Here is a 21820-nt window from a genome sequence, read left to right as displayed (position 1 = left end):
GGGGGGGCGCGGGGGGGGGGGGGCCCCGGGCGGGGGGGCGGGGGCGCGGGGGCCGGCCCCCCGCCACCCACGGCTCAGGACAGGCTCGCGACCGTCTCGCGGACCTTCGTGGCGATCTCGGCGGGCAGCGGGGCGTAGCCGAGGTCCTTCAGGACCGACTGGCCGTCCGCGCTCGCGACGTAGGTGAGGAAGGACTTGACCGCGGGGAGGGTCTCGGCCTTGTTGCCCTGGTCGCCGACGATCTCGTACGTGACCAGGGTGATCGGGTAGGCGCCCTCGGCCTTGGTGGTGTAGTTCAGCTTGAGGGCCAGGTCCTTGCCGGTGCCGGCGATCTTCGCCTCGGCGATGGCCTTCGAGGCGTTGTCGGAGGTGGCCTCGACCGGGGCGGAGGCGCCGGTGTTGAGCTTCACCGTCTTGATCGAGCTGGCCGTGGCGTAGGAGAGCTCGAAGTAGGAGATGGCGCCCTGGGTCTGCTTGACCTGCGAGGAGACACCGGCGGAGCCGTCCGCGGACTGGCCGCCCTTGGCCTTCCAGGCCTTCGCGGGCTCGTACGGCCAGGACTTGTCGGCGGCTGCCTTCAGGTACTTGGTGAAGTTGTCCGTGGTGCCCGACTCGTCGGAGCGGTGGAACGCCTGGATCTTGAGGTCCGGGAGCTTGGCGTCCTTGTTGAGCTTGGCGATCGCCTCGTCGTTCCACTTCTCGATCTTGCCGTCGAAGATCTTGGCGAGGGTGTCGGCGTCGAGGACGAGGTTGTCCACGCCCGGGACGTTGTAGCCGATCGCGATCGGGCCGCCGACCATCGGGAGGCTGATGCCCTGGCCGCCCTTGACGACCTCCTTGGACTTGGCGGCCTCCTCCGGCTTGAGCGCCGAGTCGGAGCCCGCGAAGGCGGTCTTGCCCTGGAGGAACTCCTGGATGCCCGCGCCCGAGCCGGTGGGCTTGTAGTTGATCTGGATGTCCTTGCAGGCCGCCATGAAGTTCTTGACCCACAGGTCCATGGCGTTCTTCTGCGCGGACGAGCCCGAGGCCAGGAGCTGGCCCTTGCCCTCGCACTTGATGTTGCCCGCGGCCTTGGTGGAGCCGCCGCCGGTGGAACCGCCACCGCTGTTGTCGTCCGAGCCGCACGCCGTGAGGACCAGGGCGCCGGAGACGGCGATGGCGCCGAGAGCGACGGCGCGGAGCCGGTTCTTGCGCTGAAGCTTCACTTTCGGGTGTTCCTTCCGGGAGCCGCCGCTGGGGCGGCGTGCGAGAGGTGACTGGCGCGGACGCTTCTGCCCGCACCCTCTATCGGCGAAATTAGGCAGATCAGGTGAAGCGGTCGATGGAGGAGAGTGAACGGAGGGTGAACCTCACCCATCAGGGTGGTGGCGCTCAAAAAGATCATGAAACCGGCGCGGAGGGCTCGCGTGGCCGGTCTCGTACGGTCCGTCCGGCGATTGCGGGCCGGACTCCCCGAGTGTGACGCAGATCTCTGTCGGTTTACGGGGTGCCGTGGCAGCATCCCTTCCTCGCGTGACGGTATGTCAGACGTGGGGGCGTTGACCGCGGAGGTGGTCTGTGGGGCGGAACGGCTGGAATGCGGACGCCGGAAACACTGGGAGCATGGCGGTCGGCAGGGGTGAGGGCTGCGGAGGCAGACGCGTGATCTCGGTGACCGCATTGATATGCGTCCTGGCGATGGCCGGGGTGGTGGCCACCATGCCCGGCACCGCGTATGCGGAACCGAAGCCGCCGCGCACCCTGGAGGACGTCCACGAGGAGGTGGAGGGCCTCTACCGGCAGGCCGAGGCCGCCACGGACGCCTACAACGCCGCGAACGAGGCCCAGCGCCGCCAGGAGAAGTCGATCGCCGAGATCGCGAAGTCCGCGGCCGAGGCCCAGGAGCGGATGAACCGCCTCAAGAACCAGGCCGGCTCCCTGGCCCGCGCCCAGTACCGCGACGGCAGCATGCCGCCCCAGGTCCGGCTCCTGCTCTCCGGCTCCCCCGAGAGCTTCTTCGACGGCGCGGCCCTCACTCACAAGGGGCAGGCCGCCACGCGCGGGCTGATCACCCAGGTCGCCGCCGCCCAGAAGGCCATCGACGGCTACGCCAAGGCCGCCGGCGAGCGCTGGAAGACCCTCGACGGCGAGCGCCGCAAGAAGGAGGGCGCGAAGAAGGAGATCGAGGCCAAGCTCGCGGCCGCCAAGGAGCTGGAGTCGAAGCTGGAGGAGAAGGAGCGGGAGCGGCTGCGGCTGCTGGAGGAGGAGCGGGCCCGCCTGGCCCAGCAGAAGTGGCTCTCCTCGGACGAGGTCAAGGGCGCCGGGCTCAAGGGCTCGGGTGCGGCCACCGCCGACGGCAGGCGCGCGGTCGGCTTCGCGACCGCCCAGATCGGCAAGAACTACGTGTGGGGTGCCGAGGGGCCGGACGCGTACGACTGCTCCGGGCTGACGCTGAAGGCCTGGGCGGCCGCCGGACGGGCCATCCCGCGCACCTCCCAGGACCAGTGGCGCCTGCTGCCCAAGGTGGACCTCAAGGACATGCGGCCCGGCGACCTGATCATCTACTTCGGTGACGCGAGCCACGTCGGGATGTACGTGGGCGACGGCGCGATCGTGCACGCGCCGCGGCCGGGCCGGCAGGTGACGATCGCGGGCGCGGGCTCGATGCCGGTGCTGGGGGTCGTACGGCCGGGGTGAGGAGCCCCGGCCTCCCGGTGCCGGGACGGCCATGACCTCCCCGGCGGGCGCGATCTCCACGGTGCGTGTGACGCGGCTCGCACACAGGGACCCCCGTCGGGGTGATGTTTGTCATCGAGCGGTTCTCCCCTTACGTGCCAAATACCGCCCCGGCTAGGGCATATGACAGCGGCGAGTGGCTCCGCTCCATTCCGTTCGAGCATGCCCTGACGCTAGGGTCGCGTTCGGCACCCGCCGGTCGCGGGGGCCGTGCCTCAGGGGGCGGGGGCACCCTCAGCGGTCGCTGGGGGAGGAAGGAAACCGAAAACATGTCCGTACCCGTGCCGAGGTCCGCGGAGCCGGTGACCGCGTCGCCCGACACCGGGCTGACCCTCCTGGTGATCGAGGGCGACCCCGCCGGGCCCCTCTCGATGCCGGACATCACTGAAATGTCGGGCGCCGTGGGCAGCCCGGTCCGCATCCGCACCGCCCGCAACCTCACCGAGGCCGAGCGGCTCCTCACCGACGACGTCCACTGCATCCTCCTCGACCTGGCGGACGCCGGAGCCGTCAACGGCTCCGCCGTCGGCCGGACCGACGAGCTGGACACCCTGCGCCAGGTGCTGCGCCTCGCCCCGCACCACGCCGTCCTCGCCCTGACCGCCGAGGAGGACGCCGAGCGCGCCGCCGAAGCCGTGCGCGTCGGCGCCCAGGACTACCTCTCGCGCGACGAGCTCGACGGGCGCGTCCTCAGCCGGGCCATCCGCTACGCCGTCGAGCGCAAGCGCGCCGACATCACCCAGCGGCAGCTCACCGAGTCCCGGCTGCGTGCCCAGGAGAACGCGCGCCTGGAGCGCGGCCTGCTGCCCACCCCGCTGCTCGCCGGCTCCGGCCTGCGCTTCGCCGCCCGCTACCGGCCCGGCCGCAGCCGCGCCCTGCTCGGCGGCGACTTCTACGACATGGTCCGCACGCCCGACGGCACCGTGCACGCCATGATCGGCGACGTCAGCGGCCACGGCCCCGACGAGGCCGCCCTCGGCGTCGAACTCCGCATCGCCTGGCGGGCGCTGACCTTCGCCGGGCTCTGCGGGGACGAACTGCTCGCCACCCTCCAGCAGGTCCTGGAGCACGAGCGCGCCGACGACGAGACCTTCGCGACGCTGTGCGCGGTCGACATATCAGCGGACGGACGCCGGGCGGGCCTCAGCCTCGCCGGCCACCCCGCCCCGCTGCTCGTACGCCCCGGACGGGCCCCTCGGCTGCTGCCCCAGGAGGACGGCGGCCCCGCGCTCGGCCTGCTCCGGCGCGCCCGCTGGCCGCGCCGCCAGGTCGAGCTCGGCGGCCTGTGGAGCCTGCTGATGTACACGGACGGGCTGATCGAGGGCCGGGTCGGGGCCGGTGCACGGCGCCTGGGCCAGGACGGCATGGTCGAACTGATCAGCCGCGGGCTCGCGGAAGGCCTGCGCGGCGAGGAGCTCCTGGACGCGACGGTCGCCGAGGTGCAGGCCCTCAACGGCGGGGAGCTGACGGACGATCTCGCGGTGCTGCTGCTCGACCGGGGCCGGGTCCCCGCGGAGGGCGACCGGCCCCACTGGCCGGCGGGGCGGGCGGCCGTGCGGCCGGTGCGGACGTAGGCGCTGCGCGGCGTCTTCCCCGGCGGTCAGCGGCCGCCGTTGTACGGCCCGTACGGACCGTCGGAGCTGGAGCCCCGGCCCCGGCGGCGCGGGCCGCGGCCGCCCGAGACCTGCTTGAGCGCCGGCCGGACGTCCACGACGTAGACGATCGTGGCGACCAGGCCGAGGACCGGCAGGAAGCTCATGATCCCCATGAACAGGTTCACGGCCACGGCGACGCCGAGGATGATCAGCCAGAAGGCCTTGGACTGCTTGTCCGCGGCGCGGTAGGCGTCCTCGCGGTGCACGGCGGCGTTGACGAACGCGAACAGGCTGAAGACGAGCAGGCCGATGGAGATCCAGTACATGACCTGCCCGAAGGCTTGCACCAGCACGTCGCCCACCTCGTCCGTCTCGTCCGGGCCCTGACCGCCACCGTACCCGCAGAACGGCCCGGGCACGCCATATGTGCCCGGACCGTCCCCGCAGGGCTGTGACCTGTGCTTACTCGCCGGCCTTGGCGTCGGCCTTCTTCGCCGCGGCCGTCTTCCTGGCGGCCGGCTTGCGGGCGGCGGCGGGCTTGGCGTCGTCGGAGTCGGCGGCCTCGGAGCCCTCGGCGCCGGTCGTTCCCCCGGCGGCCTTGTCCTCCGCCGGCTTGTCGGCCGCCGGCTCCGGCTCGATGGCCACGGCGATGTCGTGGAACTCGTCGGCGGCCTCGCCGCGCCACTGCTTCACGGCCACCCGGCCGCGCTCGGTCAGCTTCTCGAACTGCTCGCCGGCCACCGCCACGTACCCGACGGCCTGGCCGACGCCCTTGAGGGCGAGGTCCTGCGCGGTCTGGCCGAGGTTCTTCACGTCGCTGTCGAGCGAGCCGACGACCTCGCTGAACTTCGCGGCCAGGGCGACCTGGGCCTCCTTGGCCTGCTGCTTCGCCCGCTCGCCCACGGCCTTGGGGTCGGTCTTCTTCAGCTTCTCGAGGCGCTCGGGGGCCTCGGTGATGATCTGCCCGAGCTTCTCCGCGGCGATGTCCGCGGCGCCCGCCGCGGCGTAGGCGGTGTCGGTGGCGGCAGAGAGGACGTCCTGCTTGGTGATGGCCATGGCGATGGATCTCCCGGATCAGCTGGAGGGTTTGCTGGCGTCGTCCGTCGAGAGCCCGTTCTCCTTGCGGAAGGACTCGTAGATCTGCAGCAGCACCTGCTTCTGCTGCTCGTTGATCGAGGGGTCGGCGAGGATCACACTGCGGACCTCCGCCTCGTCCCGGTCCCGCTCGTCGAGGATCCCGGCCTGCACGTACAAGGTCTCGGCGGAGATCCGCAGCGCCTTCGCGAGCTGCTGCAGGATCTCGGCGCTCGGCTTGCGCAGGCCGCGCTCGATCTGGCTGAGATACGGGTTGGACACTCCGGCGGCATCGGCGAGCTGCCGCAAGGTGAGCTGCGCATTGCGCCGCTGCTCGCGCAGGTACTCGCCGAGGTTGCCGACGTTGAGTGAAGCCATGCCCCGATGCTGCCGCACGTTGCTAACTTTTGCAAGCAGGTGCTTGCAAAAGTGTGTGCCCGGTCCTGTGGCCGAGCGTGCCGGCCGGCCGGTGAGCGTTGCGCCCGGCCGGTTGAGTGTGTCGGCTTGTGTGCCAGGGTGGCGGTGGAGAACTCGCGGGTGTGTACATGCATCCGGTCCTGAGAGCGTGGGGAGTCGTGGCGGTGGCGATGCGGGCATATCCGCTGGTGGGTGGGCCGGTGGAGTTACGGGGTGCGCTGGACGTGGAGAGGACGCAGGCGGGGGTGATGCCTCGCCGGTTGCCCGCGTGGACCAAGGAGCAGTATCAGGACCCGTCGGTCCACGGGGTGACGGTGATGCCTTCGGGGGTGCGGCTGGTGTTCCGCACCGATGCGCGTGTGCTGGAGTTCGAGGTGCTCACCTCCACAGGACAGCTCGACACCGACCCCCGGCCTCGCCCGACCGGGATGCTGGAACTGCTGGTGGACGGTGTCCTCGCCGGGCGTCGGCAAGCACCGATGGGCAATGTGGTGCGGATGGCGGGCCCCGGGGCCGCGCAGCGACTGGTCCCGGGGGAGCCGGGGACCGTACGGTTCGCCGGACTGCCGGCCGGCATGAAGAACGTCGAGCTGTGGCTGCCCCAGCAGACCCCCACGGAACTGCTGGCAGTCCGCGCTGACGGCGAGGTGCTGGCACCGTTGCCGGACGGCCGGCGCCGCTGGGTGCACCACGGCAGTTCCATCAGCCACTGCCTCGAAGCCGACGGCCCGACCGGCACCTGGCCGGTGGTGGCGGCGTCGCTCGGGGGAGTGGAGGTGATCAACCTCGGCCAGGCGGGCAACGACATGCTGGACCCCTATGTCGCCCGGACGATCCGCGATATGCCCGCCGACCTGATCAGCCTCAAGACAGGCATCAACATCGTGGGCCTGGCCACCTTCCGGCTACGGACGTTCGGCCCGGCGGTGCACGGGTTCCTGGACACGATCCGGGACGGTCACCCGGACACCCCGCTGCTGGTGGTGTCTCCGGTGAGCTGTCCGGCGCTCGAGACGGCTCCCGGCCCGATCTCGATGGGCCCCGACGGGAAGATCACAGCCCTGGGCGACCCGGCCGATGCGGCCCGTGGGGCGTTGTCGCTGACGGTGGTCCGTGACGAGCTGGCCCGCATCGTGGCGGCCCGGCGAGCACACGATCCCCACCTGCACTATCTCGACGGACGCGAACTGCTCGGCCCGGACGAGGTGGACGACCTCGCCGACGGCCTGCACCCCACCGCCGCCGCATACCGCCGGATGGGCAAACGCTTCGCCGCGCACGCCTTCGCCGACGACGGCCCGTTCCGCTGAGTGACCGGGGCTCCGCACCCGCACCAGGTGCGGAGCCCGAGCGGACCGGCAGCCGCCCTGTCCGCCCGCGCGCTCAACCGGCCGACCGGAGTGCTCAGTCACAGGTCCGTGGCCGGGCGCGGGTGAGTGCCCCGGCCGGTGGTCAGGCGCGGCAGGTCAGGTCCTCGGCCGGGAGCCTGCCCGTGGTCAGGTAGGCCGTGGCGTTCCTGTCCGCGCAGGAACCGGTGTCGAGGCCGAGGGCTCCGTGGCCCTCGCCGCCTTCGACGGTGAGCATCCGGGAGCCGCGCAGGGCCCGGTGCATGGCCCGGGCGGCGAAGAGGGGCGTCTGGGAGTCCCATTCGTTCTGCACGATCAGGGCGCCGACGTCGTTGCCGATCCTGGTCTCCGGCTCGCTGCCCCGCTCCCAGAAGGCGCACGGCGTGATGGCGGCCGCGAAGTCGCCGTACAGCGGATACCGGGCCTTGTCGCGGATCGCGTCGCGGCGGTACTGCTCGGGGTCGCGCGGCCAGGTCCGGGTGTCGGCGCACATGACGGACCAGGCGATCGAGGCGTAGTTGTCGTCGCTGTCGCCGGAATCCTGTGCATGGTCGTTCCGGGCCTGTGCGTTCCTGGTCTGTGCGTTCCCGGTCTGTTCGTTCCGCGCCCGGTCGTTCCGGGCCGCGTTCTTCAGCCCGGCGATCCGTTCGGCGGCTTTCCGGACGTGGAAGAACATGCCGTTGTCGGCGCGGATGCCGTCACCGGTGAGTTCCCGCCCCTCGAAGAGAACGGGCTTGCGGTTCGCCTGCGCGATCAGGTCCCAGAAGGTCTTGCGGACCTCGGCCGGGGTGCCGCCCAGTCCGTACGTGGTGTCTCGCCGGGCGGTCCATTCGGCCCATCGCGTGAAGGCCTGCTCGTCCGCCTTCGCCATGTCCTGGAACATTCCCCGGTAGACGCGCGCGGGGTCGGTCGCGCTGTCCAGGACGAACCGGTCGGCCCGCTGGGGGAACAACTGCATGTAGACGGCGCCGAGATAGGTGCCGTAGGAGATCCCCAGAAAGGAGATCTTCTCCTCGCCCAGCGCGGCTCGGATGACGTCCATGTCGCGAGCGTTGTTGCGGGTCGTGAGGTGCGGCAGCTTGTCACCGGCCGCGGCCCGGCACTTCCCGGCGAATGTACGGGCCCGCTCCACGTCCTCCGCGAAGGTCCCGGTCTTGTACGGGTGGGCGTTGTCCTGCTCGTCCGCGGTCAGGCCGCAGCTGACGGGCGAACTCTGCCCGGCACCTCTCAGGTCGAACCCGATGACGTCGTACCGCCGTTTCACCTCCGCGGAGAGCTTCAAATCCGGGTCGACCGGCAAGCGCAGCCCCGGCGCGCCGGGGCCGCCCGGATTGAGCAGCAGAACGCCGCGGCGTTCCTTCGCGCTGCCCGCCTTCAGCCGGGACATCGCGATGTCGATGGACTTGCCGCCGGGATCGCCGTAGTCCAGGGGCACTTTGACGGTCGCGCACTGAAAGGCGGCGGGAGAGTCCGCGTCGCAGCGCCGCCAAGTGAGCTGCTGCTGCGCGTACTGCCGCAGGGGGTCCCCGGCCGCAGATGTCCCGGGCGCGGAAAAGGCCGTTGCGGGAGCCGGCGTCGTAGTCGGAGTCGGCGCCGGGGCCAGAGCCGATGCGGGGGTGAGGACCGAAAGGGAAGCCGTTGCCGCAATGCCGGCAGCCAGAAGAGGGGCGATGCGTCTGTTGCGCACGTTGATGCTCGTCCTTGCTGGAGAGGGCCGGCCGGTCGGTCAACCGGCCGGCCACGATTCTGTTTTCCGGGCTCCCGGGTGCGCATCGCGGGAAGGCGGGAGAAAGAGCTCCCCCGATCGAGGGAGGTCGCGGGCGGGCCGCCGGGACATACTGGCCGATCGTGATCAGGGGAATCCGGCCGCTGCTGCGCGGCTCCACGTATGCGGGTGCGCTGTTCGCCTATTGCGGTGCGCTCGCGAGCCTTCTGCTGCTGCCCTTCGCGGCCCTGCCGGCGCTGGTGTGGCCGTCCGCCGGCTATGGGGTGCGGGCCGTTCTGACGCTGCTGGTCTGGGCCGTGCTGATCGGCGCGACCGGGCTGGCCCGCACCACGCGGCGGGTGCTGATCGCGTGCGCCCGCCGGATGCTGGGGGTGCCGCTGCCGGACCCCGCCGCGCGGGCCGGCGCCGACCGCCGGCGCACCCCGCTCTGGCTGCTGCTGCACGTGGCGCTGGGATGGGCGGGGGCGCAGGTGAGCCTTGCGCTGTTGTTCGTCGGCCTGACCATCCCCGGGGGGTGGTCCGGCGTCGAGGCGGGGATCAGCGTGAACGGCTGGTCGCTGCGGTCGGAGGGCGGCCGGCGGAGCTGGGTGGCGGCCGCCTGCTGCGTGCTGCTGGCAGCGGTGCTGTGCGTGGCGGTGACGAAGGCCCTGCGGTGGCTGGCGCCCAGGCTGCTGGGGCCGTCCGCGGCCGAGCGGCTCGCGCTGGCCGCCGAGCGGGAGCTGGTGCTCGCCGAACGCAACCGGCTGGCCCACGAGTTGCACGACTCGATCGGGCACACGCTGACGGCGACCACGATCCAGGCCGCGGTGGCGGGCGAGGTGCTCTCCGCCGACCCGGTGGCGGCGCGGGCCGCCATGCGCAGCATCGAGGAGTCGGCCCGGGCCGCGCTGGAGGACCTGGACCACGTGCTGGGCGTGCTGCGCGAGGAGAAGACGGGGGCGGAGCCCACCCGGACCCTGGCCGACCTGCCCGAGCTGATGGACCGGGTGCGGCACGCGGGCGCGCAGGTGGAGGCGGAGCTGTCGGTCGGGCTGGCGCAGGTGCAGGGGGCGGTCTCCCGGGCGGCGTACCGGATCCTGCAGGAGGGGCTGACGAACGCGCTGCGGCACGGGGCGGGCGGGCCGGTCCGCGTCCGGGTGGCTGCCCTGCGGGACGGGCTGGAGCTCAGCGTGGTCAACCGGACCGGAGCGGACGCGGCCACGGGGACGGGACAGCGCGCCTTCCCGACGTCCGGGCACGGCCTGCTCGGGCTGGCCGAGCGCGTGCGGCTGCTGCACGGTGACTTCGAGGCCGGCCCGGACGGGCCGCAGCACTGGCGGCTGGCGGTCCGGCTGCCGGTACGGTTGCCTGCATGATCGGCTCTGACGCGAGCGCGGCCGTTGCGACCGGCACCGGCCTCGCCGGCCCCACCGGCGCCCCCGTCACGCTCCTGATCGCGGACGACGACGAGGTGACCCGCAGCGGCCTGCGCACGTTGCTCGCGGCACAGCCGGGGATCGCCGTCGTCGGGGAGGCCGCAGACGGCGTCGAGGCGGTCGAGCAGGCGCGGCGGCTGCGGCCGGACGTGGTCCTGATGGACGTACGGATGCCGCGCCGCAACGGAATCGAGGCCACCCGGCAGCTGCTGGCCGGGCCGGCCGCACCGCCGAAGGTCGTGGTGATCACCACCTTCGAGAACGACGACTACGTCACCGCCGCGCTCAGCGCGGGGGCGTGCGGGTTCGTGCTCAAGCGGCTGCCGGTGCGGCAGATCGCGGAAGCGGTGCGGGTGGTGGCGGCGGGAGAGGCGATCCTCTTCCCGGCGGCGCTGCGCCGGATGGTCGCCGCACGCCCGCTCGGCTCCGCCGCGGCGCTGCCGCAGGCGGCGCTGACGGGGCGGGAGGAGGAGGTGCTGCGGCTGATGGCCACGGGCCTGTCCAACCCGGAGATCGCGGAGTCGCTGACGGTGAGCCTGGAGACGGTGAAGACCCACGTGGGGAACGTGCTGACCAAGCTCGGCGCGCAGAACCGGACCCACGCGGTGGTGATCGCGTACGAGTCCGGTCTGGTGGTGCCGGGGATCGCCGGCTGACGGGACGTGAGCTCCGCGGCCTCCCGCGCTAGGCCGCCGCCGTCGCAGCCGCTGCCTGCTCCGCCTCTCCCGCATCCTCCGCCTCCAGCAGGGCGATGCGTTCCTTGCCCCAGGCGCTCAGCGGGGCCAGGGCCGCGTTCAGGGCGCGGCCGCGCTCGGTCAGCGAGTACTCCACCTTCGGCGGCACCTGGTCGTAGACCTCGCGGTGGACGATGCCGTCCGCCTCCAGCTCGCGGAGCTGCTGGGCCAGCACCTTCTCGCTGATGCCCGGCAGCAGCCGCTTGGTCTCGCCGAAGCGGCGCGCGCCGGAGTCCAGCGCCCACAGAACGAGCACCTTCCACTTGCCGTCGATGACGTCGACGGCGGCGTCGATCCCGCACTGGTACGGACGCTGCTTCATCCATCCTCCCCTGTCGGTACGGCCGTTCCGGCTGTCAGGCCGTCCTTCAGGCTAAGCGGCGCGCGCCGGCCGTGATTCCCGAATCAACCCCATCCGGGGGTATCTCACGGGCGCTCGCCGGGAGGAGGGTGAGGGAGCAACGCCTGTTCGGCACGACATGCCTGCCACCGGCCCCAACGGGGGTAGGGCCGGGGGCAGGAGTCCGTGTGAGGCGGCCGGTCAGGCGCCGTACGGGCGGGCGGCGCGCGCCTCTCGCAGGGACAGGGCCCACCAAGTGAGCTGGTCCAGCATGACCTTCGCCGCGCCGGCGGCCTGCTCGCCCGCCTCCGCGTCCAGGTGCCGGCCGTCGTCGTCGAACTTGCCCCACGGGCTGTGGAAGCTGACCTGCTCGCGGATGGGCACGGCGTGCAGCTCGGTGAAGACCGGGCGCAGGTGCTCGACCGCGCGCAGGCCGCCGGCCAGACCGCCGTACGAGACGAAGGCGACGGGCTTGGCGCGCCACTGCGTGTAGTGCCAGTCGATGAGGGTCTTCAGGGACGCCGGGTAGCTGTGGTTGTACTCGGGCGTGAGGACGACGTACGCGTCGGCCCGCTCCAGCCGGGGCGTGACCTCGGCGAGCGCGGCGGCGTCCTCGGCGCCCGGCTCCCCGCTGAGCTTGGACGGCAGCGGGTGGAGGGCCAGGTCGATGAGGTCGATCTCCATGCCGCCGTGCTGGGAGGCCTGCTCGGTGAACCACTTGGCGACGGTGGGGCCGAAGCGCCCGTCGCGGGTGGAACCGACGATGACGGCGAGGCGGTAGGTGCTCTCGGACACGATGGGACCTTCTGGGAGTCGTGGGCGGTGATGGTGCTGCGGCGGTGGGTGGGCCCGTGAGCCGTTCCGTTGAGGAAAGTCTGGAACCTCAACGCAGCTTGAGGTCAAGGGCGGTTGGGTGAATCACAGGGATTGCCCGGAAGGTCTCTTTTTGAATGTCATGTTCCGTGCCTGCCGCTGACCTCAGAAGATGTCGGCGCACCAGGGCCGCCGCCCCGTGCGCAGCAGCGCGTCCGCCCGGCCCGCCGCGCCGGGCCGCTGCTCCGTCACCCGGCCGAGCGCCGCGAGCCGCACGGCGGACTCGTCGCCCAGGAAGAGGCTGCCCAGCGCGGCGGCGGGCAGCGTCAGGTCGGCCGGCCGCGCCGTACGGGTGCAGGTGGCGCCGTCGGGCCCGGCGTCCAGCAGGAAGCGGCCGGCGGCCGGACCGGACGGGCCGGAGGAGTTCGCCGAGCTGAATGAGCCGGACGAGCCGCCTGGGCCCGCCGGGTCGGTGACGTCCAGGACGAGCGAGCCGGCCACGGGGTACGTGCGCGCCTCCAGCAACGCCGGTACGTCCAGCGGCCGCAGCCACAGCAGGTCGGCGTGCGTGACCACGCGCGCGGCCCGCGGGTCCGGGAGCAGGTCGGGCAGGAGGTCGTCGGGCGCGCGGTAGCCGGTGCGGACGCTGGTGATCCAGTCCACGGACAGCAGGAACAGCCACAGCGCGCGCTCGGCGGCGGGGGAGACCGCGACGAGGTCCAGCACGGTCGCCGTCTGGTGCGGCAGCTTGGCCTCCCACTTGTCGTCGGAGGTGAAGACGAGCAGGCCGTCGACGGTGCCCCGCGCCGACCGGTAGACCACGGCGGACGGCTCGGTCCAGGGGGCGTCGTCGATCGGGAGCGCGCCGGTGTTCCGCCGCCACCACAGGTCCGTGCGGTCGACGAGGCCGTGCCGGGCGGCCCGTACCCGCTCGTACAGCGCGGGGCCGTGCTCCCGCAGATCGGCGACGTCCACGTAGTCGACGCGCCCGCCGTCGTCCGGGCCCGCGTGGCGCGGGTCCACGCCCGCGCGCGGCACGTCCACCTCCCACTCGATCACCCGGGTGGCCGGGCCGAAGCCGAAGCGGCCGTAGATCGGGTACTCGGCGGCGATCAGCGTCGCGGCGGCGTCACCGCGCTCCGCGGCCTCCCGCAGATCGCGGTCGATCATGCGGCTGAGCAGGCCGCGGCGGCGGTGCGTGGCCGAGACGCTCACGTTGCTGACGGCGTTCGCGGCCACCGAGGCCCCGCCGGGGACGCTGAGCCGCTGCGTGAAGCTGCGGTACGTGGCCACGCAGCGGCCGTCGTCGAACGCGCCCTGGGCGCGTTCGAAGTCCAGGAGCTCCCGGCGGAACGCGAGCTCCTTCTTGCTCACGGCGGGCGACTGGACGTAGCCGGTGCGCCGGGCCCGGATCCAGTTGGGGAGGTCGTCTTCGGTGATCGTGCGGACGGCGATGCTCATGGCCGCGACGCTAGGTGCGCGGCCGTGGCGCCCGCACGCGAATTTCCGCAGGCCGCCGGGCGTGGGTCGCCGGGTGCGGGCCGTCGGGTGCGGGTCGCCGGGCCGTGGGCGCGCGAGCCCGCCGCGTCACGCGAGGAGGTCGTCCACCAGCGCTTCCCCCTCGCGGTACCGGCGGGCGATCTCGGCGCTGCAGTCGTCCGCCGTCCGCTGCAGCTGCTGGCGCCGCACCGACACCTGCCGCTCGTACGAGGCGAGGCGGTCCATGGCCGCGTGCAGCTCGCCGTCCGTCCGGGCGCCCAGGTCCGACAGCTCCACCTCCGACAGCATGTCCTCGGCCAGCCGCCGGTACTCCTCGCTGTGCGGCGTGCCCACGGTCACGTGGCGGGCGGACGAGCGGTGGTCCGAGGGGGCGTCAGCGAGGATCTCCGACAGCCGGTCCACGACGAGGCGGGCCATGACCGGCGCACCCGGCGAGGAACGGCGCGCCAGCTCGGCCCGGAGGATGTCGATCCGGCCCTGGAGCAGCCGCCGCACGTAACTGAGGTCCGCCTCGTCCCGCTGCGCGTCCCGGCGCAGGGCGCGCAGCTCCACCAGGCTCAGCTCGCCGAGACCGCGGCCGGGGACGTCCGCCTGCCGGCCGGAGCGCTGGCTCGGCGGCCGGGGCTGCAGGCTGTCGGCTGCCTTGAGCATGGTGCCGTCCTCAATGGGTGTGGTCATGCGCGTCTTCCGTTTCCCCTCGGGCGGTGTGCGACCGCATCACATGTGCCCGCACAAGGCACCGCCTGCACGCATCGTGCCACTGGGTGAGGCCCGGGCGCAGGGTCTCCGCACCCGAACGGCCCTGGATGGACGCAAGGCATCATGGTCCGTATGCGTGCAGTGGTGCAGAGGGTGGACGGGGCGCGGGTCGTCGTCGACGGCGAGACCGTCGGAGAGATCATCGGACAGGGGCTGTGCGTCCTCGTCGGGGTGACGCACGACGACACCCCGGCGAAGGCGGAGCAGCTCGCCCGGAAGCTGTGGTCCGTACGGATCCTCGAGGACGAGAAGTCGTGTTCGGACGTGGGGGCGCCGCTGCTCGTGATCTCGCAGTTCACTCTCTACGGTGACGCCCGGAAGGGGCGGCGGCCGACGTGGAACGCGGCGGCCCCCGGCGGGGTGGCGGAGCCGTTGGTCGACGCGGTCGTCGCGCACCTTCGCGCGCTGGGCGCGCAGGTGGAGACGGGCCGGTTCGGTGCGGACATGAAGGTGTCGCTGACGAACAACGGCCCGTTCACGGTGCTGGTCGAGGTCTGAGGCGGTTCCGGCACCGCCGGACCGGTCGTGGACGGTTTCGCGCCGTTGCGGCGGAGGGGAATCCCCCTGACCCTCCCCCAGAGGGGGCACCCCCACCTTCCCGAAACCGGGGCAAGCCCCGGGCCCGGGGACCCTGAACCGCCGCCGCGGCGATCAGCCACCGCGGTGCGGCCCGGCGGTGCCCGGCCGGGCCCGGGCCGTACGCCCGCGAACCCCGCCGGACGGCGCTACGGCTCGACGACGACTTCCTGCGTCGCCGCCGTCTTCTCGCCCACCAGCAGCGGCGCGTCCACCGCGACGTTCCGCTTGACCAGGGCCAGGGCGATCGGGCCCAGCTCGTAGTGGCGGGCCGACGTCGTCACGAAGCCCAGCTGGCGGCCCTCCGGGCCGTCGGAGGCCAGCCGCACGGCGGAACCGTGGGGCGGCAGGGACACCTCGCTGCCGTCGAGGTGGAGGAAGACCAGCCGCCGCGGCGGCTTCCCCAGGTTGTGGACGCGGGCCACGGTCTCCTGGCCGCGGTAGCAGCCCTTCTGGAGGTGGACGGCCGGGCCGATGAGGCCGAGCTCGTGCGGGATCGTCCGGTGGTCGGTCTCCAGGCCGAGCCGGGGGCGGTGCGCCTCCACGCGGAGCGCCTCGTAGGCGAGGACGCCCGCGGCGGGGCCGTGCGCCGCCGCGAACGGCTCCAGCAGCGCGCGCGGCAGGAAGAGGTCCCGGCCGTGCGCCGTCTCGCGCGCCAGGACGCCCTCGGGCGCTTCCGTGATCGAACCCGCGGGCAGGTGCACCACGGCGAAGTCGTCCGTACGGTCGGCGACCTCGACCTGGTAGAAGAACTTCATGCTCTCCAGGTAGGCGATGAGCGCGTCCTGGGTGCCGGGCTCGACGTGGGCCCAGACGGTCTCCCCGTCGTCCACCAGGTACAGCGCGTGCTCGATGTGCCCGTGGGCGGAGAGGATCAGCGCTTCCGTGGCCTGTCCCGGGGGCAGGTCGCTGACGTGCTGGGTGAGCAGGAGGTGCAGCCAGCTCAGCCGGTCGGGCCCGGTGACGGTGACGACCCCGCGGTGCGAGAGGTCGACGAAACCGGACCCTCCGGCGAGCGCCCGCTGTTCGCGGAAGAGATCGCCGTAGTGCGCGGCGACCCCTTCGTCGGGGGCTTCGGCGGCGACGGCGCCGGGCAGCGACAGCAGCGGGCTGGCTTTCGATTCACGCGGCATGCGGCCAAGCCTACGGCGCGGCCGGCGGCTCCTTCGAGGCGTGCCCGGCGGCGCACTCCCGGCACCGGCCGAAGATCGCGAAGTGCTTCATGTCGGTCTCGAAGCCGAACTCCGCGCGGAGCCGGTCGGTGAACTCCGCGGCCACGGACAGGTCGGCTTCGACGACGCCCGTGCAGTCCCGGCAGACGAGGTGTATGTGGTGGTGCCGGTCGGCGAGGTGGTAGGTCGGGGCGCCGTGCCCGAGGTGGGCGTGGCTGACCAGGCCCAGCTCCTCCAGCAGCTCCAGGGTCCGGTAGACCGTGGAGATGTTCACGCCGCCGGCGGTGCGCCGGACCTCGGTGAGGATGTCGTCCGGCGTCGCGTGCTCCAGCCGGTCGACCGCCTCCAGGACGAGCTGGCGCTGCGGCGTCAGCCGGTACCCGCGCCTACGGAGGTTGCTCTGCCAGTCGGTGTCCACCACCCCACCAGTCTAGGCAGCGTCACTGCTCCCGTACCCCCTTGAGATAGCGGGCGAGCGCGGCGATGGCGGCGGGGTTGCGGGGGCTCTCGACGAGGTCGACGTAGTCGAGGACGAAGATGCGGTCGTTCTTGACGGCCGAGACGTCCGCGAGCGGCGGGTACGACTTCAGGAACTCCTTCTTCTGCTCGGCCGTCACGTCGCCGTAGTTGTTGATGACGATGACGTCGGGGTTGCGCTCGACGACGGTCTCCCAGCCGACCGAGGGCCAGGTGTCCTTCACGTCCTTCATCACGTGGTCGCCGCCGGCCTTGGTGATGATGTCGTGCGGGCCGGCGAAGGCGCCGGAGGTAGTCGCCTTGTCGCGGCCGTCGTCGTAGAGGAAGACGGTGGGCCGCTTGCCGTCCTCCGGCACGCCGGCCTGCGCCTCGGCGACCTTCTTCTTGAAGTCCGCGACGAGCTTCGCCGCCCGGTCCTCCACGTCGAAGACCTTCCCGAGCGCGGTGAGGTCCGTGTAGAGCGCCTCCAGGGGCGGCATGACGCCGCGCGCCTTGCCCGCGCCGCCGTTGCGGCAGGACTCGGTGAGGACGTACGAGCCGACGCCGAGCTTCTTCAGGGCGTCGGGGGTGAAGCCGCGGCCCTCGGCGAAGCCGTAGTTCCAGCCGGCGAAGACCAGGTCGGCCTTCGCGTCCAGCACGAGCTCCTTGGTGATCTCCTTCTTGGACAGCCACTTCACCTTCTCGTAGCCGTCCTTCCACGGCACGGCCTCGCGGTCGGCGCGGTAGTCGGGGGCCACGTAGCCGGCCATGCGGTCCTCCAGGCCGAGCGCGAACATGATCTCGGCGATGCCGACGTCGTTGGTGACGACGCGCTCCGGCGCCTTGTCGTACGTCGTCTTCACCCCGCAGTTCTCGATGGTCACGGGGTAGTGGCCGGAGGCCTTCTTGCCGGAGGCCTCCGTGTCGCCGCCCCCGGTGACCTTCGCCCCGCAGCCGGTGGCCAGGGCGAGGGCGGTGAGGACGGCGAGGGCGGTACGGGCGGCGAGGGCGGTACGGGCGGTGCGCGGGGCCATGCGGGGTCCTTACGAAGTGGGCAGGCGGTCGAACAGCAGGCGCGTCGCGCCGGTCTCCGGGTGCGGCACGCGGTGGGCCCGCACGCCGAACACGCTGGCGAGCAGCTCGGCGGTCAGCACCTCGTCCGGCGGCCCGGACGCGACGATGCGCCCGCCGCGGATGACGTACAGCTCGTCGCAGTGCGTGGCGGCCAGGTCGATGTCGTGCAGGGCGGCCAGGACCGTCAGGCCCGCGTCCCGCACCAGCGCCAGCACCTCCAGCTGCTGGGCGATGTCCAGGTGGTTGGTGGGCTCGTCCAGGACCAGCACCTTCGGCTCCTGGGCCAGCGCGCGGGCGATCAGCACGCGCTGCTTCTCGCCGCCGGACAGCGTGGGGAAGCCGCGCCCGGCCAGGTGGCCCGCGCCGACGCGCTCCAGCGCCGCCGCGCACACCTCGGTGTCGCGGGCCGTGACCCGGGTGCCGGAGCGCTGGTGCGGCAGCCGGCCCATGGCGACGACCTCGCCCGCGGTGAAGTCGAACTCGCTCGCCGACTCCTGAGGCAGGGCCGCCAGCCTGCGCGCCCCCTCCCGGGCGCCCAGGGCGTGGAGGTCGTCGCCGTCCAGGCGGACGGTGCCGGCGGCGGGCCGCAGCGCCCGGTAGACGCAGCGCAGCAGCGTGGACTTGCCGCTGCCGTTGGGGCCGATGAGGCCCACGAACCGGCCGCTCCCGGCGCGCAGGCGGATGTCCGACACCAGCCGGGCGCCCGCGATCTCGACCGACAGGTCCTCGATGTCCACCTGCATCAGGCGCCTCCGAAGAAGAATCCGGAGCCGGAGTGGGTTTCCGTCCGCATCAGGCGCCTCCGAAGCTGTAGCGGCGGCGCCGCATCAGCAGCACGAAGCAGGGCACGCCGATGAGGGCGGTCAGGACGCCGACGGGCAGCTCCACGGGCGCCAGCAGCAGCCGGGAGGCGATGTCGACCCACACCAGCAGCACGGCGCCCAGCAGCGGGGCGACGGCCAGGACGCGCCGGTGGTCGGCGCCGACGAGCATCCGGGTGACGTGCGGGACCATCAGGCCGACGAAGCCGATCGCGCCGCTGACGGCGACGACGGCGCCCGTCACGGCCGCCGCCAGGACGAACAGCCCGCGGCGCATCCGGTCCGGGTCCACGCCCAGCGCGGCCGCCGTCTCGTCGCCCATGGCCAGCGCGTTGAGGCTGCGCGCCGACCACAGCAGCGCGCCGATCCCGGCCAGCACGACCGCGGCGGCGACCGGCAGGGACGCCCAGGTGGCGCCGCCCAGGCTGCCGAGCAGCCACATCATGGCCGAGCGGGCGGCCTCGCCGCGCTCCGCGGTGAAGATCATCAGGGTGGTGACGGCGGAGAACCCGTAGTACATCGCCGAGCCGGTGAGGACCAGCCGCAGCGGCGTCAGGCCCTGTGGCGTGCGCGCCGCCAGGTAGACCAGCACCATCGCGGCGAGCGCCGAGACGAACGCCGCCCCGGACAGCGCCCAGACCCCCAGCGAGGCCAGCGCGCCGAACAGCAGGACCGCGTTCGCGCCGATCGCGGCGCCCGAGGAGATGCCCAGCACGAACGGGTCGGCCAGGGCGTTGCGGACCATGGCCTGCACGGCCACGCCGACGGCGGAGAGCCCCGCGCCGACGACGGCGGCCAGCAGGGCGCGCGGGAAGCGCAGCTCCCAGACGATGGTGTACGCGGAGACCTCGCCCGGCGTGATCGTCCCGCCCGTGAGCCCCGCCCGCAGGTAGCGCAGCGTCTCGGCCCAGGTGACGCCCGCGGCGCCGAGGCCCGTGCCGCACAGGACGGAGAGGAGGAGCGCTGCCGCCAGGACGGCCAGCAGGGGCGGCAGCGGCAGCCGTGGTGCGCCCGGCCGGCGGCTCGGGGCGGGCGGGTCGGCCGCCCCTGGGGCGCGGGGCGGGGGAACAGTGGTGGCCACGCGGTACGCCTTCGCGTCGGGCCGTGTCTCTCTGCGTACCTGCACCGGCGGCTACCGGTGTATGTACCAAGGAGTGTCCCGGCGCGGTGCTGCCGCGGGGCCCTCCCCTCGCAGTCCACGGCGAGTTGTGCGGGGAGCGTGCGCGCCGTGGGCGATCGGGCTTACGGAAAAGGCCCCGAAGGGCCTTTCCGCCTACCGTTGCGGGTCAGCGCCGGACTTCGACCGGCTTCTCCCACGGGGCGCTGTGGAACGGTGGAGCGGGCGGCTCAGCCGGTGTAGGGCGTGCCGTCCGGGTTGTAGAAGGCGACGCCGTCGGGAGCGTCCTCGGGCAGGCTCGCCGCCCACTCCTGGAGGCTCTTCTGGTCGGCGATCTTCTTCAGGTGCGCCGACATGTAGGGGCGCAGCGGCACCTCGGGGGTGGCCTTCTCGCCGACCCACATCAGGTCGCCCTTGACGTAGCCGTACAGGCGCTTGCCGCCGCTGTACGGGCCGGAGGCCCCGGTGCGCGCGACCGCGTCCGTGGCCAGGTCGATCTGCGGCTTCTGGTCGGCCAGCTCGCCGTACCAGACCTCCGCGACGCCCGCGTCGCGGATCATGACGATCTCGACCTTGCGGTCCTTGTCGATCCGCCAGTAGCCGCTCTCGGTCTCCAGCGGGCGCACCATCCTGCCCTCGCCGTCGAGCACCCAGCTGTGCGACGTGTACTCCAGGAAGTCACGGCCGTCGTGGCTGAAGACGACCTCCTGCCCGAAGTTGCACTTCTCGGCACCCGGGAAGTCGGCGACGCCCGCACCCTCCCACTTACCGAGGAGGAAGGCGAGGGGGACGAGGTCCGGGTGGAGGTCGGACGGAATCTCGATCATGGGCTCAGACGATCTGTGCGAGGACGGGTAACTGGTCGGGTCAGCGCTGGCCCTGGTACAGCTTCTTCCAGGTCAGACCGGCGAACGCGAGAACGCCGACGGCGACCAGCACGAGCAGGGTGGTGAAGACTGCCTCAAGCACGAGCGCGCTCCTCGTCGGGAGTGAGGGTGTGTACGGACCGGTCACGAGTCTAGTCGTCCCCGATTCGCACGGCGCTGTGAGGTGGATCGTGGCCGCCCGCCCTTGCGGCCGCGGGGCTAGAGTGCCTGGCATGGCCAAGAAGCTGGTGATCAAGGTGACGGCGGGCGCGGACGCCCCCGAGCGGTGCTCTCAGGCGTTCACGGTGGCGGCCGTCGCCGTCGCGAGCGGGGTCGAGGTCTCCCTGTGGCTGACCGGCGAATCGTCGTGGTTCGCGCTGCCGGGCCGGGCGGCCGAGTTCGAGCTGCCGCACGCGGCGCCCCTGCCGGACCTCATCGAGGGCATCAAGGCCGGCGGCGGCACGATCACGGTGTGCACGCAGTGCGCGGCGCGCCGCGACATCGAGGAGAAGGACCTGATCGAGGGCGCGCGGATCGCCGGCGCGCAGGTCTTCGTCCAGGAGGCGATGGCGGACGGCGTGCAGGCGCTCGTGTACTAGTCCCGGGGCTAGTACCGCTTCTTGCCGTCGAGCTCGTCCCACCACTCGTCCGACTTCGGGTCGCCGGAGGGGTCGTCCCACCAGCGGTCGTCGGGCCCCCGCCGGTTGGCGACGATGGCGGCGACGGGCGGGATGACCATGGCGAAGAGGCACATGCCCACCGCGGCGGGCACGGACCACAGGCGCACGACGGCCCAGGCCAGGACGAACATCCCGATGCAGACGCCCATCATGGCGAAGTACAGATGACGCCGCCGCGCGTACATGTGTCCACGGTACGGCGACGGCGCGGAGGGCCGCACCCCCCAAGGCGTCCAACCCGGGGTGCGGCCCTCCGGCCGTCGGCGGCGTCCTGCGACGCGTGTCTTCGGACGGCGATGGCGACCTCAGACGGCGATGGCGACCTCGGTCAGGCCGCCCTGCTGCGCCACGACCTTGCGGTCGGCGGTGGTCGCGCCGGGCACCAGCGCGCGCACCGTCCACGTGCCCTCCGCCGCGTAGAAGCGGAACTGTCCGGTCGCGGACGTGGGCACCTCGGCGGTGAACTCGCCGGTCGCGTCCAGCAGGCGCACGTAACCGGTGACGGGCTCGCCGTCGCGGGTCACCGAACCCTGGATCGTGGTCTCACCGGGCTTGGCGGTCGAGGCGTCCGGGCCGCCGGCCTTTGCTCCACACATAAGCGTTCCTTCTGTTGCCTGTTGCAGG

At 72.6% G+C, this 21820-nt stretch carries 24 protein-coding genes; 7 read left to right on the top strand and 17 right to left on the bottom strand.

The genetic code is table 11. The features are described 5' to 3' along the window. Nucleotides 1–74 precede the first annotated feature (74 nt). Complete coding sequence (gene pstS / locus ACOTKD_RS17135; RefSeq protein ID WP_424889805.1) at nucleotides 75–1205, bottom strand: phosphate ABC transporter substrate-binding protein PstS; 1131 nt, start codon at nucleotides 1203–1205, stop codon at nucleotides 75–77. 397 nt (nucleotides 1206–1602) lie between these two features. Here pstS and ACOTKD_RS17130 point away from each other — a divergent pair, with 397 nt between their 5' ends. Beyond that, nucleotides 1603–2676, top strand: a complete 1074-nt coding sequence (locus ACOTKD_RS17130; RefSeq protein WP_424889804.1) for an NlpC/P60 family protein — start codon at nucleotides 1603–1605, stop codon at nucleotides 2674–2676. A gap of 308 nt (nucleotides 2677–2984) precedes the next feature. Continuing rightward, nucleotides 2985–4289: a PP2C family protein-serine/threonine phosphatase gene (locus ACOTKD_RS17125; RefSeq protein ID WP_424889803.1), complete on the top strand. Its 1305-nt coding sequence runs from the start codon at nucleotides 2985–2987 to the stop codon at nucleotides 4287–4289. Nucleotides 4290–4315: 26 nt separating this feature from the next. On the opposite strand, the gene ACOTKD_RS17120 is transcribed toward ACOTKD_RS17125, so the two are convergent. From ACOTKD_RS17120 to ACOTKD_RS17110, 3 genes are all read right to left on the bottom strand, one after another. After that, the gene (locus tag ACOTKD_RS17120) at nucleotides 4316–4663 is read right to left on the bottom strand and encodes a DUF2516 family protein (protein WP_424889802.1); all 348 of its coding nucleotides are present in this window, start codon (nucleotides 4661–4663) and stop codon (nucleotides 4316–4318) included. Nucleotides 4664–4772: 109 nt separating this feature from the next. After that, a complete protein-coding gene (locus ACOTKD_RS17115; RefSeq protein ID WP_424889801.1) occupies nucleotides 4773–5366 on the bottom strand; it encodes a hypothetical protein in 594 nt (197 codons plus the stop codon). Nucleotides 5367–5384: 18 nt separating this feature from the next. Next, a complete protein-coding gene (locus tag ACOTKD_RS17110) occupies nucleotides 5385–5762 on the bottom strand; it encodes a helix-turn-helix domain-containing protein (RefSeq protein ID WP_030367119.1) in 378 nt (125 codons plus the stop codon). 209 nt (nucleotides 5763–5971) lie between these two features. Between ACOTKD_RS17110 and ACOTKD_RS17105 the strand changes: the two genes are divergently transcribed. Continuing rightward, a complete protein-coding gene (locus ACOTKD_RS17105) occupies nucleotides 5972–7111 on the top strand; it encodes a GDSL-type esterase/lipase family protein (RefSeq protein ID WP_424889852.1) in 1140 nt (379 codons plus the stop codon). Nucleotides 7112–7253: 142 nt separating this feature from the next. Here ACOTKD_RS17105 and ACOTKD_RS17100 read toward each other — a convergent pair whose 3' ends face one another. Beyond that, nucleotides 7254–8834 (bottom strand): alpha/beta hydrolase, encoded by a 1581-nt coding sequence (locus ACOTKD_RS17100; RefSeq protein WP_424889800.1) that lies wholly within the window; start codon nucleotides 8832–8834, stop codon nucleotides 7254–7256. Between the two features lie 161 nt (nucleotides 8835–8995). Between ACOTKD_RS17100 and ACOTKD_RS17095 the strand changes: the two genes are divergently transcribed. Both ACOTKD_RS17095 and ACOTKD_RS17090 read left to right on the top strand, forming a co-directional pair. Then, the gene (locus ACOTKD_RS17095) at nucleotides 8996–10228 is read left to right on the top strand and encodes a sensor histidine kinase (RefSeq protein WP_424889799.1); all 1233 of its coding nucleotides are present in this window, start codon (nucleotides 8996–8998) and stop codon (nucleotides 10226–10228) included. Beyond that, complete coding sequence (locus ACOTKD_RS17090) at nucleotides 10225–10944, top strand: response regulator (protein ID WP_424889798.1); 720 nt, start codon at nucleotides 10225–10227, stop codon at nucleotides 10942–10944. Before ACOTKD_RS17095 ends, ACOTKD_RS17090 begins: the two co-directional genes overlap by 4 nt. A gap of 28 nt (nucleotides 10945–10972) precedes the next feature. On the opposite strand, the gene ACOTKD_RS17085 is transcribed toward ACOTKD_RS17090, so the two are convergent. The 4 genes from ACOTKD_RS17085 to ACOTKD_RS17070 all read right to left on the bottom strand — a co-directional run bounded on the left by ACOTKD_RS17085 (nucleotide 10973) and on the right by ACOTKD_RS17070 (nucleotide 14353). Continuing rightward, nucleotides 10973–11344, bottom strand: a complete 372-nt coding sequence (locus ACOTKD_RS17085; protein ID WP_424889797.1) for a winged helix-turn-helix transcriptional regulator — start codon at nucleotides 11342–11344, stop codon at nucleotides 10973–10975. Nucleotides 11345–11563: 219 nt separating this feature from the next. Next, on the bottom strand, nucleotides 11564–12157 hold the full coding sequence (locus ACOTKD_RS17080) for an NADPH-dependent FMN reductase (protein WP_424889796.1): 594 nt from the start codon (nucleotides 12155–12157) through the stop codon (nucleotides 11564–11566). A 183-nt stretch (nucleotides 12158–12340) separates the two neighbouring features. Continuing rightward, nucleotides 12341–13636, bottom strand: coding sequence for a GNAT family N-acetyltransferase (locus ACOTKD_RS17075; protein ID WP_424889795.1), 1296 nt, complete (start codon nucleotides 13634–13636; stop codon nucleotides 12341–12343). A 126-nt stretch (nucleotides 13637–13762) separates the two neighbouring features. Then, entirely contained in the window at nucleotides 13763–14353 is a 591-nt protein-coding gene (locus ACOTKD_RS17070; RefSeq protein ID WP_424889794.1) for a hypothetical protein, read from the bottom strand. Between the two features lie 153 nt (nucleotides 14354–14506). Here ACOTKD_RS17070 and dtd point away from each other — a divergent pair, with 153 nt between their 5' ends. After that, nucleotides 14507–14932, top strand: a complete 426-nt coding sequence (dtd, locus tag ACOTKD_RS17065; protein ID WP_106674575.1) for a D-aminoacyl-tRNA deacylase — start codon at nucleotides 14507–14509, stop codon at nucleotides 14930–14932. A gap of 227 nt (nucleotides 14933–15159) precedes the next feature. Here dtd and ACOTKD_RS17060 read toward each other — a convergent pair whose 3' ends face one another. The 6 genes from ACOTKD_RS17060 to ACOTKD_RS17035 form a co-directional block, all read right to left on the bottom strand. Then, nucleotides 15160–16143 carry a YgfZ/GcvT domain-containing protein gene (locus ACOTKD_RS17060; protein ID WP_424889793.1) on the bottom strand — a complete coding sequence of 328 codons (984 nt, stop codon included), beginning with the start codon at nucleotides 16141–16143 and terminating at the stop codon, nucleotides 15160–15162. A 10-nt stretch (nucleotides 16144–16153) separates the two neighbouring features. Beyond that, nucleotides 16154–16603, bottom strand: coding sequence for a Fur family transcriptional regulator (locus ACOTKD_RS17055; RefSeq protein WP_424889792.1), 450 nt, complete (start codon nucleotides 16601–16603; stop codon nucleotides 16154–16156). Nucleotides 16604–16622: 19 nt separating this feature from the next. Continuing rightward, on the bottom strand, nucleotides 16623–17672 hold the full coding sequence (locus tag ACOTKD_RS17050) for an ABC transporter substrate-binding protein (protein WP_424889791.1): 1050 nt from the start codon (nucleotides 17670–17672) through the stop codon (nucleotides 16623–16625). Nucleotides 17673–17681: 9 nt separating this feature from the next. Next, nucleotides 17682–18455 (bottom strand): ABC transporter ATP-binding protein, encoded by a 774-nt coding sequence (locus ACOTKD_RS17045; protein ID WP_424889790.1) that lies wholly within the window; start codon nucleotides 18453–18455, stop codon nucleotides 17682–17684. Between the two features lie 49 nt (nucleotides 18456–18504). Then, nucleotides 18505–19614, bottom strand: coding sequence for a FecCD family ABC transporter permease (locus tag ACOTKD_RS17040; protein WP_424889789.1), 1110 nt, complete (start codon nucleotides 19612–19614; stop codon nucleotides 18505–18507). Nucleotides 19615–19880: 266 nt separating this feature from the next. After that, nucleotides 19881–20477 carry an FABP family protein gene (locus ACOTKD_RS17035; RefSeq protein WP_424889788.1) on the bottom strand — a complete coding sequence of 199 codons (597 nt, stop codon included), beginning with the start codon at nucleotides 20475–20477 and terminating at the stop codon, nucleotides 19881–19883. A gap of 272 nt (nucleotides 20478–20749) precedes the next feature. Between ACOTKD_RS17035 and ACOTKD_RS17030 the strand changes: the two genes are divergently transcribed. Continuing rightward, nucleotides 20750–21115: a DsrE family protein gene (locus ACOTKD_RS17030; protein ID WP_030367134.1), complete on the top strand. Its 366-nt coding sequence runs from the start codon at nucleotides 20750–20752 to the stop codon at nucleotides 21113–21115. Nucleotides 21116–21123: 8 nt separating this feature from the next. Here ACOTKD_RS17030 and ACOTKD_RS17025 read toward each other — a convergent pair whose 3' ends face one another. Beyond that, nucleotides 21124–21381 (bottom strand): DUF3099 domain-containing protein, encoded by a 258-nt coding sequence (locus ACOTKD_RS17025; protein WP_424889787.1) that lies wholly within the window; start codon nucleotides 21379–21381, stop codon nucleotides 21124–21126. Between the two features lie 120 nt (nucleotides 21382–21501). After that, complete coding sequence (locus ACOTKD_RS17020; RefSeq protein ID WP_424889786.1) at nucleotides 21502–21792, bottom strand: DUF1416 domain-containing protein; 291 nt, start codon at nucleotides 21790–21792, stop codon at nucleotides 21502–21504. Nucleotides 21793–21820: the final 28 nt, after the last annotated feature.

Source organism: Streptomyces sp. XH2, from assembly GCF_049725035.1.
Lineage (GTDB): Bacteria > Actinomycetota > Actinomycetes > Streptomycetales > Streptomycetaceae > Streptomyces > Streptomyces roseoverticillatus.
The sequence above is the reverse complement of the archived record's forward strand: the minus strand, read 5'-3'. Positions and strand labels throughout refer to the sequence as shown.

Coding starts and splice junctions, on each gene's coding strand:
- ACOTKD_RS17130 (WP_424889804.1), top strand. CDS start 1,603: ATGGCGGTCGGCAGGGGTGAGGGCTGCGGAGGCAGACGCGTGATCTCG.
- ACOTKD_RS17125 (WP_424889803.1), top strand. CDS start 2,985: ATGTCCGTACCCGTGCCGAGGTCCGCGGAGCCGGTGACCGCGTCGCCC.
- ACOTKD_RS17115 (WP_424889801.1), bottom strand. CDS start 5,366: ATGGCCATCACCAAGCAGGACGTCCTCTCTGCCGCCACCGACACCGCC.
- ACOTKD_RS17110 (WP_030367119.1), bottom strand. CDS start 5,762: ATGGCTTCACTCAACGTCGGCAACCTCGGCGAGTACCTGCGCGAGCAG.
- ACOTKD_RS17105 (WP_424889852.1), top strand. CDS start 5,972: ATGCGGGCATATCCGCTGGTGGGTGGGCCGGTGGAGTTACGGGGTGCG.
- ACOTKD_RS17090 (WP_424889798.1), top strand. CDS start 10,225: ATGATCGGCTCTGACGCGAGCGCGGCCGTTGCGACCGGCACCGGCCTC.
- ACOTKD_RS17085 (WP_424889797.1), bottom strand. CDS start 11,344: ATGAAGCAGCGTCCGTACCAGTGCGGGATCGACGCCGCCGTCGACGTC.
- ACOTKD_RS17075 (WP_424889795.1), bottom strand. CDS start 13,636: ATGAGCATCGCCGTCCGCACGATCACCGAAGACGACCTCCCCAACTGG.
- ACOTKD_RS17070 (WP_424889794.1), bottom strand. CDS start 14,353: ATGACCACACCCATTGAGGACGGCACCATGCTCAAGGCAGCCGACAGC.
- dtd (WP_106674575.1), top strand. CDS start 14,507: ATGCGTGCAGTGGTGCAGAGGGTGGACGGGGCGCGGGTCGTCGTCGAC.
- ACOTKD_RS17060 (WP_424889793.1), bottom strand. CDS start 16,143: ATGCCGCGTGAATCGAAAGCCAGCCCGCTGCTGTCGCTGCCCGGCGCC.
- ACOTKD_RS17050 (WP_424889791.1), bottom strand. CDS start 17,672: ATGGCCCCGCGCACCGCCCGTACCGCCCTCGCCGCCCGTACCGCCCTC.
- ACOTKD_RS17045 (WP_424889790.1), bottom strand. CDS start 18,455: ATGCAGGTGGACATCGAGGACCTGTCGGTCGAGATCGCGGGCGCCCGG.
- ACOTKD_RS17035 (WP_424889788.1), bottom strand. CDS start 20,477: ATGATCGAGATTCCGTCCGACCTCCACCCGGACCTCGTCCCCCTCGCC.
- ACOTKD_RS17030 (WP_030367134.1), top strand. CDS start 20,750: ATGGCCAAGAAGCTGGTGATCAAGGTGACGGCGGGCGCGGACGCCCCC.
- ACOTKD_RS17025 (WP_424889787.1), bottom strand. CDS start 21,381: ATGTACGCGCGGCGGCGTCATCTGTACTTCGCCATGATGGGCGTCTGC.
- ACOTKD_RS17020 (WP_424889786.1), bottom strand. CDS start 21,792: ATGTGTGGAGCAAAGGCCGGCGGCCCGGACGCCTCGACCGCCAAGCCC.